Annotated in this window: 14 protein-coding genes; 2 read left to right on the top strand and 12 right to left on the bottom strand. The window is 72.9% G+C overall.

The window, feature by feature from the left end; genetic code table 11:
- Positions 1–435 precede the first annotated feature (435 nt).
- The 3 genes from AB0L40_RS22430 to AB0L40_RS22440 all read right to left on the bottom strand — a co-directional run bounded on the left by AB0L40_RS22430 (position 436) and on the right by AB0L40_RS22440 (position 2,200).
- On the bottom strand, positions 436–567 hold the full coding sequence (locus AB0L40_RS22430) for a hypothetical protein (RefSeq protein ID WP_364359938.1): 132 nt from the start codon (positions 565–567) through the stop codon (positions 436–438).
- Positions 564–893: a hypothetical protein gene (locus AB0L40_RS22435; protein ID WP_364359941.1), complete on the bottom strand. Its 330-nt coding sequence runs from the start codon at positions 891–893 to the stop codon at positions 564–566. The genes AB0L40_RS22430 and AB0L40_RS22435 overlap by 4 nt, the downstream gene beginning before the upstream one ends.
- A gap of 1,100 nt (positions 894–1,993) precedes the next feature.
- Positions 1,994–2,200, bottom strand: coding sequence for a hypothetical protein (locus AB0L40_RS22440; protein WP_364359944.1), 207 nt, complete (start codon positions 2,198–2,200; stop codon positions 1,994–1,996).
- Between the two features lie 163 nt (positions 2,201–2,363).
- On the opposite strand from AB0L40_RS22440, the gene AB0L40_RS22445 reads away from it, so the two are divergent.
- The gene (locus AB0L40_RS22445; RefSeq protein WP_364359946.1) at positions 2,364–3,080 is read left to right on the top strand and encodes a response regulator transcription factor; all 717 of its coding nucleotides are present in this window, start codon (positions 2,364–2,366) and stop codon (positions 3,078–3,080) included.
- A gap of 29 nt (positions 3,081–3,109) precedes the next feature.
- A complete protein-coding gene (locus AB0L40_RS22450; protein WP_364359949.1) occupies positions 3,110–4,582 on the top strand; it encodes a HAMP domain-containing sensor histidine kinase in 1,473 nt (490 codons plus the stop codon).
- A 48-nt stretch (positions 4,583–4,630) separates the two neighbouring features.
- On the opposite strand, the gene AB0L40_RS22455 is transcribed toward AB0L40_RS22450, so the two are convergent.
- The 9 genes from AB0L40_RS22455 to AB0L40_RS22495 form a co-directional block, all read right to left on the bottom strand.
- Positions 4,631–5,968 carry a ferredoxin reductase family protein gene (locus AB0L40_RS22455; protein ID WP_364359952.1) on the bottom strand — a complete coding sequence of 446 codons (1,338 nt, stop codon included), beginning with the start codon at positions 5,966–5,968 and terminating at the stop codon, positions 4,631–4,633.
- A gap of 24 nt (positions 5,969–5,992) precedes the next feature.
- Positions 5,993–6,307 (bottom strand): hypothetical protein, encoded by a 315-nt coding sequence (locus AB0L40_RS22460; protein ID WP_364359955.1) that lies wholly within the window; start codon positions 6,305–6,307, stop codon positions 5,993–5,995.
- 225 nt (positions 6,308–6,532) lie between these two features.
- Positions 6,533–7,030 carry a hypothetical protein gene (locus tag AB0L40_RS22465; RefSeq protein WP_364359956.1) on the bottom strand — a complete coding sequence of 166 codons (498 nt, stop codon included), beginning with the start codon at positions 7,028–7,030 and terminating at the stop codon, positions 6,533–6,535.
- Positions 7,031–7,085: 55 nt separating this feature from the next.
- Positions 7,086–7,832 (bottom strand): hypothetical protein, encoded by a 747-nt coding sequence (locus tag AB0L40_RS22470; RefSeq protein ID WP_364359959.1) that lies wholly within the window; start codon positions 7,830–7,832, stop codon positions 7,086–7,088.
- An 87-nt stretch (positions 7,833–7,919) separates the two neighbouring features.
- Positions 7,920–8,450 carry an FMN-binding protein gene (locus AB0L40_RS22475; RefSeq protein WP_364359961.1) on the bottom strand — a complete coding sequence of 177 codons (531 nt, stop codon included), beginning with the start codon at positions 8,448–8,450 and terminating at the stop codon, positions 7,920–7,922.
- 128 nt (positions 8,451–8,578) lie between these two features.
- Complete coding sequence (locus AB0L40_RS22480; protein ID WP_364359964.1) at positions 8,579–9,205, bottom strand: FMN-binding protein; 627 nt, start codon at positions 9,203–9,205, stop codon at positions 8,579–8,581.
- A 9-nt stretch (positions 9,206–9,214) separates the two neighbouring features.
- Positions 9,215–10,513, bottom strand: a complete 1,299-nt coding sequence (locus AB0L40_RS22485; RefSeq protein WP_364359967.1) for a ferredoxin reductase family protein — start codon at positions 10,511–10,513, stop codon at positions 9,215–9,217.
- A 173-nt stretch (positions 10,514–10,686) separates the two neighbouring features.
- A complete protein-coding gene (locus AB0L40_RS22490) occupies positions 10,687–11,451 on the bottom strand; it encodes an FAD:protein FMN transferase (protein ID WP_364359970.1) in 765 nt (254 codons plus the stop codon).
- Between the two features lie 572 nt (positions 11,452–12,023).
- Positions 12,024–12,621: HAMP domain-containing sensor histidine kinase (locus AB0L40_RS22495; protein ID WP_364359973.1), on the bottom strand; the 598-nt coding region annotated here is incomplete at its 5' end.

Raw genomic sequence — 12,621 nt, forward strand, 5'->3', positions numbered from 1 at the left:
GCGCTTGGGCGCGGCGCCGGAGGGCCAGGCGTGAGCTTGACCGCTGTCGTCCCGAGCGCGTGGTCGCATCCGTCTTGCGAGTGATGATGAGGATCAGCTAACAGGACGCGAGGATGAGCGGTTTCGCTGCGGGCGCCTCGCGTCGCGGAGGCGCCGTCGATTTCGGACACCCCCTGGCACAGGATCGACGGCGGCCCCGACCTGCGGCGCCTCGTGAGGCAGCGGCCGTCGATCTCGGACACCCCGTGGCACGCGATCGACGACACCTCCGGCCGGGACGCCCGAACCAGTCACCACCCCGTCCCGATAGCCGAACGCTGGCCGGACGCAAAGGGGACGGCGCCGGCGATCACTCGGAGTTCGTCCGATCCGTCCCACTGACGATCCTTGAGCGGGACGCCGCCGGCGCGCTGGCGTCGTCAGATCTAGCCGTTATCAGACGACAGCTGAGGTGCTTACGCGCTCGCTGACCGTTGAGTAGCTGCCGGAGGCCATGGCGACTACACGCGTCGGGTCGGACCCGATGCAGAGGTCGGCCTTGTTCGGCTTCGTTGGTTCAAGCGTCATGTTCGCCGGCGAGCAGTGGCTTGACTTTCTGGGCGTCGCTCGTCGGTCATTGCCGTTTTGATCGTGGCTTCGAGGACGTCGCGGGGAACGCCGGCGGCCGCGGCGGCGGCGATCGCTTCGGACGATCGGCGGTGGGCGTCGTTGAAGGCGGCACGGCGGCGGTCACCTACGCCGTCTGCGCCTTTCGCTTTCGAGTAGACGATCGCGTCGTGCGCTGCGTTGACCAACGCTCGCTGCTGCTCCGTGAGGTTGTCGCGATCACCCACCGCACCGCTCTGCCGCCCGCTCGAGGCGGGCGTCAGAGCAGAGCGGTCACCGAGGGTCATCTTCGGAGTTTCGGTCGCTGGGGCCCCGAATGTGTGAGTCGAGTGCGGACGGAACCTGGCGGTCGTCTGTCGCATTGGCAGCATCACCAACGTGGGCTATGAACGCGTCCAGGGTGCGCATCGTTCGGCCGAGAACGCGGTGCAGGGCTTCCAGCGACTGGAGTACGCGCTGGCGCTCCTCGGCAGCAAGCGGTGACGGTGCGGGTTCGACGAAGACTGCGGGCGGGGTCCGGTCCGGCCGCGGCAGGGGCCGAGCGGACGGGCGGCGGTCGGGTGTCTTGCTGCTCACATCGGTACCTGGCTGGCTCCTCGCACCATGCACCGCGGCGCACGAAGGGTGCGCTCGAAGCGTTAGTGCGGTCGTTGACGATCCTCCCGCCATGCGGCGGTTCGGTGAATCCTCCCGGCACACGGCCCGGTGGCCGCGATCGTGGCGTCGGCGATTTCTTGTCGCCCAAGGCGGGAGTGCTGCTGGGCAAACCTGTCGTCCGCAGCGAAGCGTACGTCGTCTTGGCGAGATCGCGAAATGAACACCTGTCGTCTGACTGCAACTTCCTCCGTAGGGCAAACTGGACGTTCGTTGTCCGGAGAACCCCACAGACGAGGACCATGCGTGCGAGGGGAGACGCGGGCCGGTTGGCCCCGGAGGCAACGCAGGCGTCCCAGAAAGGATCCTCCACTGGGACACCCCAAGCGGCCCGTCGCGGGGAACGCTCCGGGACGCGCGATCAACGGTTGGGCGGGGTCGGGGTCGCCGCGGCTTCACCGTCCGCGTCAAGCATGAGCGTCGCGTCAAGGGAACGCCGGGTCGGCGAGACCATTCTCACCGCGCTGGCGGGGTGTGACGCGCGAGCGAGGTCCCGTTGCGCGAGCTCATCGGCCTCTGCTCGTGTCATCGCTGCGACCTCGGCCTGGCACGCCTGATGTGCTCCGAAGTCGCCGCGCCAGAACACGACGGGCCCGCCGTGCCCAGAGGCAGCGTTCACTCGCCACGCGACCGTCAGCGCGAGTACCAGCGCATCGAAGCGTCCGGGGTCAGGAGTCGACGCCCCCACGCACCCGACAACCTCGAAGAACCCGTCGCCTCTTCCCGGACCCGTTCAGGAGACGAGCTCCGGCGAGACGTGGGACGCACCGACGACGGGGCCGGAGAACGGGAACGGCGGTGCCAGGTACGCAGACGGGCGCGGCGGCCGGGCGGGCGTCGGCACCACGGCGGGGGCCCGGGCGACGTGCAGGAGCTGGATCGCCGGGGGCGCGGGGGTCGTACGCAGGCGACGGGCGGCGGTGAAGTTCGAGGTGCTCATGGGCACCACGATGCTCGGCAGACACGGGAGTGCCCTGGGACAACGCTGTGTCCCCGCTGAGAGCGCGGACGACCGGAGAGGGCGTGCGCGGGCCGTCCGGATGCTTCGGCGTCCCCCAGCCGTTGTCCAGGATTTCCCCAGGATCCGATCCGATACTCGTTCCATGAGCACGCAAGCGCTTCCCGCCCCGCGCGTCCTGGTCGTGGACGACGAGCCCAACATCGCCGACGTCGTCTCGATGGCCCTTCGGTACCAGGGCTACGACGTCGCGACCGCGGTATCGGGCGGTGATGCCCTGCTGCAGGTGGAGGAGTTCCGGCCGGAGATCATGGTGCTCGACGTCATGCTCCCGGACATGACGGGCTTCGACGTGGCCGCCAAGCTCGGGGCCCAACGCGGCGCCGTCCCGATCGTGTTCCTGACCGCCCGGGACGCCACCGAGGACAAGCTCCGCGGTCTCACGTCCGGCGGCGACGACTACATGACCAAGCCGTTCTCGCTCGAGGAGCTCGTCGCCCGGATCCGGGTCATCCTGCGCCGCACCAGCAAGACGGAAGAGCCGACGAACCTCCTGAGCTTCGTGGACCTCGAGATGAACGAGGACTCCCGTGAGGTCACGCGCTCCGGCCACCCGATTGACCTGACCGACACGGAGTACCGCTTGCTGCGCTTCTTCCTGCGCAACCCGCGTCGCGTCCTGACGCGTGCCCAGATCCTCGACCACGTGTGGGACTACGACTTCGGGGGCGACGCCCGGGTCCTGGAGACCTACGTCAGCTACCTGCGCAAGAAGCTCGACCACGCCGGCGACGAGCCTCTCCCGTCCATGATCCACACGGTCCGCGGCGTCGGGTACGCTCTGCGCGTCCCGCGCGGCTGATCGCCCGTTCCGCACCCGTTCGCCTCCCGATGAGTCTCCGCGTCCGGTTGATCGCCCTGCTGTTCGTCCTCACCGCGGTGGCGATGATGGCGCTGGCCACCGTCACCTACACCAGCCAGCGCAGCGCCCTGCTCGACCAGGTCGACCAGCAGCTCGCCACCGCCCGCCCGGGCGTCGCCCAGCGTCTCGTGCGAGCCAACGACGACGACGGGTCCGTGGGCGACGGTCCGAGCGGCACCGGCGGGGACCTGATCCCGGGGTCCTACGGTCAGCTGCGCACGGCGTCCGGTCAGGCGCTCGGGACACCCGTGAAGGTCGCGCCGGCGTTCAACGCCACCGCACTGTCGAGTCCGGCACTGCCCGCCACCCTCGGCCCGGACGAGACGCTGACCGTGCAGGCGCAGGACGGCAGCAGCCTGCGCTACCGGGTCCGGACGTTCGCGCTCGGTGGTGCGCCGGGCGCCGGCGACGGCGGAGGTCGCCGCGGAGGGTTCGGCCAGACCGCCCAGGTCGCCGGTGCGGCGGTCGCGGTCGTCGCGATCCCGCTGACGGAGGTCGACGCCACGCTCTCGCAGCTCCTGAAGACCGAGATCCTCGTCATCGTCGTCGCGCTTGGGCTCCTGACCCTGCTGACGTGGCTCCTGGTGCGGATCGGTCTGCGGCCCCTGGACCGCATGACCGCGACCGCCGGGGAGATCGCCGCCGGTGACCTGGACCAGCGGGTCGTCCCGGCGGACGGGCGGACCGAGGTCGGCCGGCTGGGTGCCGCGCTCAACGGCATGCTGGGCCGCTTGGAGGGCGCGTTCGCCGAACGCTCGGCGAGCGAGGCCCGGCTGCGCCGGTTCCTCTCCGACGCGTCGCACGAGCTGCGCACGCCGCTGGCGTCGATCCGCGGGTACGCGGAGCTGTTCCGCGTCGGGGCGGTGAACGAGCCCGAGGACCTGAAGAAGGCGATGGGCCGGATCGAGGACGAGGCGGCCCGGATGGGCGTCCTCGTCGAGGACCTGCTCGTGCTCGCGCGCCTGGACGAGGCGCCGGAGAAGGACCACGCGCCCGTCGACGTCGCGCAGATCGCCGAGGACGCGGCGGAAGACGCGCGGGTGATCGACACCGACCGCCGGATCACGGTCCGCACCGACGGCGAGCGCATCGTCCAGGGCGACGACGGGCAGCTCCGCCAGGTCGTCACGAACCTCGTGCGCAACGCCTTGGTCCACACCCCCGCCGGCGGCCCCATCGACATCAGCACCGTCCGCAGCGGCGACCGGGTCGAGATCGAGGTCCGCGACCACGGCCGCGGGCTGCCCACCGACGATCCGCAGACGCTGTTTGACCGCTTCTGGCGGTCCGAGGGTGGCCGGACCCGCGGCAAGGGCGGAGCCGGGCTCGGTCTCGCGATCGTCGCGACGATCGTGTCGGCCCACCACGGGACCGTCGAGGCCCGGAACGCGGACGACGGGGGCGCGTCCTTCGTCGTCCGGCTGCCCGTGCGGACCGCTTGACGCGTGCCGGGGCCGCGGCCGGCCCCGGCACGCGGCCGCCCGGCCCCGCTACTCGAAGCCTTCTGCCTGGATCGCGCGCATCGGCATCCCCAGCAACGCCAGGGTCACGGACGCCTCGGCGACCATCGCGGCCGGTCCGCAGATCAGGGCGCTCCAGCGCGCGATGTCGCGCGGCGCGTAGCGGCGCAGCAGCTGCTCCCCGACCCGGCCCCGCTCCCCCGGCCAGCCGGGCTCGGCGCGGGAGAGCGCGTGCACGACCTGCAGGTTCGGCAGCCGGCGCCCGAGCGCGGCGAGCTCCTCGCGGAACGTGATGTCGGCCCACTGCCGGCTGCCGTAGAGGAGCAGGAACGGCTTCGTGCTCCCGCGTTCGGCGGCGGTCCGCAGGACGCTCATCGCCGGAGTGATGCCGATGCCGGCCGCCAGCAGTATGCGACCGCGGCGGCGGTCGCCGTCGCGGACGGCCTCGCCGTGCGGACCGTCGACGAGGATCTCGTCCCCGGGCCGGAGGTCCGCGACGGCGGTCGTGAAGTCCCCCAGGGCCTTGACGGTGAACGACGGATGCTCGGGGTGCGCCGCGCTCGAGCTGAGCGTGAAGGGGTGGTCGTCGAGGCTGTACGGGGCGTGCGCGGGGCGCAGCCGCGCGAACTGGCCGGCGCCGAAGCGCAGGCCATCGTGACCGTCCGCCTCGAGCTCGAGGGTGACCGCGCCCCCGCGCTCACGACGGACGGCGACCACCCGGTACGGCTTCAACGCCGTGCGGTACGGGTGGGCGACGCGGGCCCAGAACAGCGCGGCGGCCGCGGCGATGACCAGGGCCAGGACGACGTCGCGCTCGTCCGCCAACGAGGTGTAGGCACGCACCCAGATGACGTGGACGAACGACGCGGCGATCACGACGCCGGTCAGGGCCAGGTGCGACGCGCGCCAATGCTCGAAGCGCATGCCGAGCTTCGCCCGCCAGATCGAGGTCACGGCGATCCCGACGAGCGCCAGCACGGCGATCGTCCCGGCGCGTGCCCGACCGGGGGCGTCGGGGACGTCGAAGAGCCGCAGCCGACGAGGATCGTCGAGCATGAGGATCGCGACGTGCGCGATCACGAGCATCAGGCTCGCCTTGCCCGCCTGACGGTGCAGGTGCAGGACCGGCCGCAGCCCGAAGACGCGCGTCGTCGACGCCCAGCGCCCGGACGCGATGACCTGCAGGGCGATCAGCGACAGCGCGGCGAAGCCGAGCGCGTCGGAGAACACGACGAGACGGCCTTGGGCACCCGGTTTGACGACCCCGATGGTCAGCCCCAGCGGGACGAGGATCACGGCGCCGTAGAGGGTGATCAGGAGCGCTCGACGGAGGGCCAGCCCGAACGGCGAACCGGAGGTCGTGGGCATGGGTGCCGCTCCTCGACGCCGCGCTCAGCGGTCGCCGAAGCGGCCGCCCCCGCCACCCCCGCCACCCCCGCCACCCCCGCCGAAGCCTCGATCACCACGGCCACCGCGTCCCCCGTCGCCGTCGCCATCGCCGGCGACCGTCTGGGCGACGGGCGTGTCGTCGTCGAGCGTGTCGTCGGTCGCCGCCGCGGTCGCGGCGACGGCGGGCACGGCGGCGGCCGGCAGAGGCGGGCGCGGGGGCGCGGAGCCGCCGGTGGCCATGGCCACGGCCGCTGAGGCGAAGACGACGAGGGCGACCAACCCGGTGAGCAGGCCGCGGAGAGGAGCGGAGGGGCGCATGGTCACAGGCTCCCGCCCGCGGCTGGGCTCGCTCTGAGCGGCTCCTGAGACTCCCTGGGAACGAGCGCGGACCGGCCTCGGGAGACCCCGTCGGCGGCACCGCTGAACCCCACACCACGAGCATGCCGCGCGGGGATGAGAGCCGTGCAAGAACTCCCTGGGCGGTTCCTGGGCGCGCTCGCGTGCTGCGGCGATCGACCGCTCGTCGCTCGCGCCGCGGCCGGGTCAGCGGGCGGGCGACGCGTGGTCCCTGCCCGCGAAGGCGACGGCCTCGCTGGGCCGGGCGGCGCCGGCGAGCTCTGCGGCCGCGGCCGTCCGTCGTCGGAAGCACCTTCGGCCGACGACGACGACGGTGCGCTTGTCGATGTCGGGCACCAGGGCGAGGAGCGTCTCGGCGTCGGGGCACAGCCGGTCCGGGGGTCCGAACCACTCGTGGACGCGCGCCCCGGAGCGCAGCGCGAGACGTGCGACGTCCGCACGGGCCGTCGAGGCGTGACCGTAGGCCGTGCGCAGCAGCACCGTCGCGATCGTCGGGTCCGGGAGGGCGTCGAGGATCTCCCGGAGCTCGTCGCAGGCCGTGGGATCGCCGATCAGGACGACTCCGGCGGCGGGGCCGGGGGTTCCGGCCGTCGGCCGCGCCGTGGTCCGCCACCAGCGAACGGCGCGACCAGGGAGGTCGCGCCGTGTCGGGTGCCAGGTGGAGGTGGACGTTCTGGTGCGCACCGGCAGGCCCGGTCGACCGTCGTGACGGCCGGTCGCCGGGCGCGGCCGGATCGCGTTACGGGCGGGCGGCGGGCTTGGCGGCGGCGAGCGCCGTCTTGACCTTGGCGGCGTCGATGCCGAGCTCCTTGGCCAGTGCCGTCGCCTCCGCGTCCTTGCGGGCGGTCTGGATGGCGGCGAGGGCCTTCGTGACGTCGGCCTCGGACTTGCCGGTCTTCTTCGCCAGCGCGGTCACCAGGGCGGAGTTGTCGCCGCCGCCACCGTGACCGCCGCGGCCGCCGCCGCCGTTCTGGGCGTCGAGGACGGCCTGGACGTCGGTCGTGCTCGCGTCGAGCGCCTTCGCGATCGTGGCGGCGCGGTCGCCCTTCGTCGCGTCCTTCGTGCCGTGGGTCGCCTCGAGGGCGGCCTGGAGCTTGGCCTCCGTCACGCCGAGGGTCTTGGCCAGTGCGGCGGTGTCGACACCGCGGCCGAAGCCGCCCTTGCCGCCACCGTGGCCGCCGTGCCCGCCGAGGCCGCCGGCGTGGGTGCCGGTGACCTTGAACGCCTTGTCCAGCTCGACCTCGACCTCGGTGCCGTCGGCCTTGCGGACCTCGGCCTCGTAGGTGCCGTCGGTCTTGCTCTCGATCCCCACGAGCGTGGCGCCCGGGTACTTGGCCAGGGCGGCCGTGGAGGCCTGGTCGGTGATGTTGCCGGTGAGCGGCGTGGGTGCGTTGGACGAGGTCGTGGCCGCGACGGCGGCGCCGCCGAGGCTGAGCACGCCGATGGTGGCGATGGCTGCGGTCTTGGTCTTGAAGGACTTGATCATGTGGTCATCCTGCAGGCGGCCCATTGGAGGAGACCCCGAGTTGGCTGAGATCCGGCTGAGAGTGCCGGCGTCCCGCTGCCGTCGGGCTCAGGACGTCGTGGCGCCGCTGGAAAGCGTGACCTCGTCCAGGACGGACTGCAGGGCGGTCTTGTAGCTCTCGCTGGTGTATGTGGCGCCGCTGACGCTGTCGATGTCAGCGCTCTGCGCAGTCAGGGTGCTCTGTCGCAACAGCGGGCCGGCGTAGGCGTTGATCTCCGCGGACTTCGGGTCGTTCGTCGGCAGCTGCAGCGCCTCGACGTCCGTGATCTTCCCGTTTTTCACGGTGACCTTCAGCTGCACCTCGCCGTACTGATTGCTCACAGGGTCGCTGGTGACGGTCTTGGTCGATGCCGTCGCGGCGGTCTGCTTCGTGGCCGCGGTCGAAGGCGATGAGGTCGTGCTCGTGGACGTGCCGGTGCTCGCGGACGCGGTCGTGCTCGTCGGAGCACCGGTCGCTGTGGCGACCTTCGGTGTGGCGGCCGCGGAGGCGGTCGGCGAGGTGCCCGCGTGGGTGTGGAAGCCGAGCGTGGCGGCGACGCCGGCGACGGTGGCCGAGAGGACGATGGGTGCGCGTTTCATGGGATCTCCAGAAGACGGTTCGGTGTCTGAGGACACCGTCCGTTGTGCGCGCGAGCTCCACGCGAGAGGACGCTGTGAGGTACCTGAGCACCCCGCGCCGCCCGTGCTCTCCGGTCTCTGGTGCTGCCCTACCCGGCGCCCTGGTCCTGGAACAGCTCGTCGGACGGGTCGCCGCCGCCGGGGCCGCCGTCGGGCCCGTCGTGGTGCTCCTCCACCTGGGGGATGGTGGAGGTGCCGCGGCTGCCGTCGGCGGCCTTGAACCCCAGCTTGTCGAGGGCGGACTGCAGCGACGCCTCGTAGCTGGCGCTGGTGATGGTCGCGCCGGAGACGGCGTCGAGCGCGGCGCTCTGCTTCTCCAGGGCGCTCTCGCGGAGGAGCGGTGCGGCGGCCCCGCTGATCTGCACGGACTTCGGCTCGTTGCCCTGGAGCTGCAGCGCCTGCACGTCGGTGATCTTGCCGTCGCTGACGGTGACCTTGACCTGCGCGGCGCCGTACTGGGTGTCGATCGCGCTGCCGGTCGCGGAGTGCGTGCCGGACGTCGACGACGCGGTGGTGCTCCCGGAGCTCGTCGTCCCCGTCGCCGACCCGCTCGCCGCGCCGGCTGCGGTGCCGGCGGACGTCTCGGGCGTGGCGGCGCCGGTGGTCGTGGTGCCGGCGGTCAGCGCAGTGGCGACCGTCGGCTGGCGGGTGTGGAACGTCAGGACGGCGACGACGCCGACAATGGTGGAGCTGATGACGATGGGTGCGCGGCGCATGTGGGGGCCTCAGAAGGCGAAGGACTCGTGGTGGATCTGGTCTCGGGGGACGCCCGCGGCCCGGGCGGCGTGGACGAACGCTTCGGTGAAGCCGTCCGGTCCGCAGACGAACACGTCGCGGTCGGCGATGTCCGGGATCATGCGGCCGAGCGCCGCAGCGTCGAGCGGCACCCGGTCGCGATGCCCCACGGCCTCGTGCAGACGGCCGCGACGACGGTGCAGGTGCTCGGCGAACTCGTCGCGGAGCACGAGGCTCGGCGCGTCGGAGGCTCGGAGGATGACGTCGACGTCGGTGTCCTCGGGCAGGTCCTCGAGGATCGCCCGGATCGGGGTGGAGCCGACGCCGGCGCCGACGAGCAGGACCTTGTCGGTCCTGCGGGTGTCGGGGGTGAAGGCGCCGTAGGGGCCCTCGATGGCCACCCAGGTTCCGGGACGCATCGCGGCGAGGCCCTGGCTGTGGTCACCGAGGTCCTTGACGGTGATCCGCATCCGGGTGGACGTCGGGACGGCGGACAGCGAGTAGGGGTGGGCCTGCCACCACTCGCCGCGACGGAGGAACCGCCACTGCAGGAACTGGCCGCCGCCGACGGGCAGCCGGTCCAGCCGCCGGCCCTCCAGGACGACGGACACGACGCCGGGGGCCTCGGGGTGGATCCCGACGACGCGGACCCGGTGTCGGAGGCTGCGCCAGAGCGGGACGCCGACCCGGGAGGCCACGACGACGGCGAGCGTGCCGACCCAGAGGGCGGTCCACCAGGCGCGGTTGGTCGAGTGCCCGACGAACGACGCGCCCGTGTTCACCTGGTGCGAGAACGAGAGGAACAGCGCGAGGTAGGTGTAGAGGTGGACCGTCCACCACGTCTCATACTTCATCCGGCGTCGCGCCTTGCGGTACGACGTCACGCCGGCGGCGATCAGCAGGATCGCACCCACCGCGGAGGCGAGGATGCCGGGGTAGGTCCAGATCAGCTCCCAGAGCTGGTGCAGCACGCCGTCGTGGGCAGCGCGCGCGTACCCCAGGGTGATCAGGATCGCGTGGGCGCCGAGCAAAAACAGCGGATACGGGCCGAGCTTGCGGTGCCAGCGGACCAGGCGGTCCTGGCCGATGGCGCGCTCGAGCGGGGCGACGCGCGCGACGAGCAGCACGACGACGACCATCGAGTACGCGGCGACCAGGCCCGCGATGCGGCCCGCAGCGGTCAGGAGACCGCCGGTGGCCGACAGCGAGCCGCTGCTCTCGGCCAGCACGCCGAGCGCGATCGTCCAGCCGAGGCCGAGGCCCGCCAGGAGCGCGAGGACGTCAACCACCAGCGGACGCGGGCGCGCCGGGCGTCGACGCGTCCGGGCGGGCGTGCCGTCGGGTGCCGCCGGCGCCGGTCCGGCCCCGGCGGAGGTCGGTACCGGCCGACCCTGCGGACGGGCGGGGAGCTGCGGCTCCCGGGCGGGTCCGCGGCCGGGCAGATCGTCGGTCCACAACGAGCTCATTGGAGCCCTCCGTCGTCCTGGGTGGGGAAGGCCGGGGTGCAGAGGACGGTCCCGTCGCGCAGGATCGTCATGGCCTCGTAGCCGTCGAGTCCGGCGGTCCAGGCAGGCCCGTCGGCGTCCATCGCGAACGCCGCGGTGCTCAGCGCGTCGGCCGTGCCGAGGTCGGGCCCGCAGACCGTGACCGAAAGGACCGCGGACGGGGCACGTCCGGTGCGGTGGTCGCGGACGTGGTCCCCGCGCTCGTACGCCCCGGACGTCGCGATCGCCAGGTCCCCCGCGGGGACCACCGCGCAGATCGCGTCGCGGTGCAGCGGGTGCTGGATCCCGACCTGCCAGTCGCCCCCGCGCGTGATGACGTCCCCGCCTCCGGTGATGCAGAACCGGTCGAGCCCGGCGTCCTGCAGGATGGTCGCGGCGCGGCCGACCGCCCAGCCCTTCACGTAGGCGCTCGGATCGAGCAGCCCGGCCGCCGGCCGGTGGTCGAACGCCCCGCCGGAGAAGGCCCGGAGCTCCTCGCAGCGGTCCAGGACGTCGCGGACGTCCGGGTGGGCGTCCTCCGCGCGGAGCTGCTCGTGCCGCATGCGCCGGATCTCCGACTCGCAGCGGTACGTCGAGAACCGGCGATCGACGGCGCGGAGATCCTCGACGGCAGCGGCGATCGCCGCGGTCGGATCGTCCGGGACGTCTCGCACGTCGAACGACACGGCGGTGCCCATCACGTGCTCGACGTGGACGTGGCGGGCGGTGGTCGACGTCAGCATCGACGGCCATCGTGGACGCGACGGCTGAACGGCGGCTGGCGTCTTCCTGGGAACTTCTTGAGAACGCCGCCCGGGAGCCCGCGGCGGACCGGTCCGCCTGAAGGGCAGTTGGGGCGAGATGCCCGGGTCCGGAGCGGCCGGTCCCGGAGGGAGCGCTGATCCGTTCAGACATGGACGTCCGTCCCGCAAGCCGAAGGTCTCCCGGGACGACGATCCGCGATCAGGCCTCGCGGTGGGAACTGACGATCCCTCGTCCCGATAGACCCGTCCGAATTGATTCCCGATGACCGGGCGTCATACGGCACTTCCGCGGGTGAGCGAGCGGACGATCGGCGACGCCCGCGTCTCTCGACCGCAGCGCAGGAGCCGACCGCGCAGCACAACGCGCTGCAGGCGCTCGGGGTCGAGGTCGAACGGCCGGCAAGCTCCGCGGCCGCGGACCCAAGCGCTCCCCGAGCCAAGGAGGCCGGCGGCGGCGCCGGGTCCGGCTCCTGCCGACCGGTGCGCGACGGACTCCGACGCGCCCTCGGGGCGCGCCGCATGCCGTGGGCGCGAACGCCCGGCGCCGCCCCTCACCCCGCCGTCGCCAGCGGCAGGCGCAGCCGGAATCGCGCGCCCGGCTCGCCCTCGACCTCGTCCAGGAGCTCCAGCGACCCGTCGTGGGCCTCGGCGACCAGGCGCGCGATCGGCAGGCCGAGGCCCGAGCCTCCTGCGGTCCCGCTCGCGCGGTGGAAGCGGTCGAAGACGGCCGCCCGCTGGGCCGGGGGGACGCCCGGCCCGCGGTCGTGGACCTCGACGACGGCGTCGGGACCCTCGACGGACAGGAGCACGTCGATCGCGCCGCCGACCGCGCCGTAGCGGATGGCGTTCTCCACGAGGTTGGCGACCGACCGGGCCAGCAGCCGCTCGTCGCCGCGGACCACCACGTCGGGGGTCGCGTGCAGCCGCAGCTCGGCGCCGGCCGCCGCGGCGCGGTCCTCGTACTCCTCGACGAGCTGCTCGAGCTGCAGGTCCAGCCGCAGCGGCTCGCGCTCGAAGCGGCCGCGGCGGGCGTCGAGCCGGGCGAGCTCGAGCATGTCGGCGATGGTGCCCGACGCGCGCTCGGCGGCCCGCTCGATCGCGCGCAGCGCCTCGCCGGCGGGGCCGTCGTGGCCCTGCTCCCGCAGCGCC

The organism is Patulibacter sp. NPDC049589, assembly GCF_040675535.1.
In the GTDB taxonomy this organism is placed as follows: domain Bacteria; phylum Actinomycetota; class Thermoleophilia; order Solirubrobacterales; family Solirubrobacteraceae; genus Patulibacter.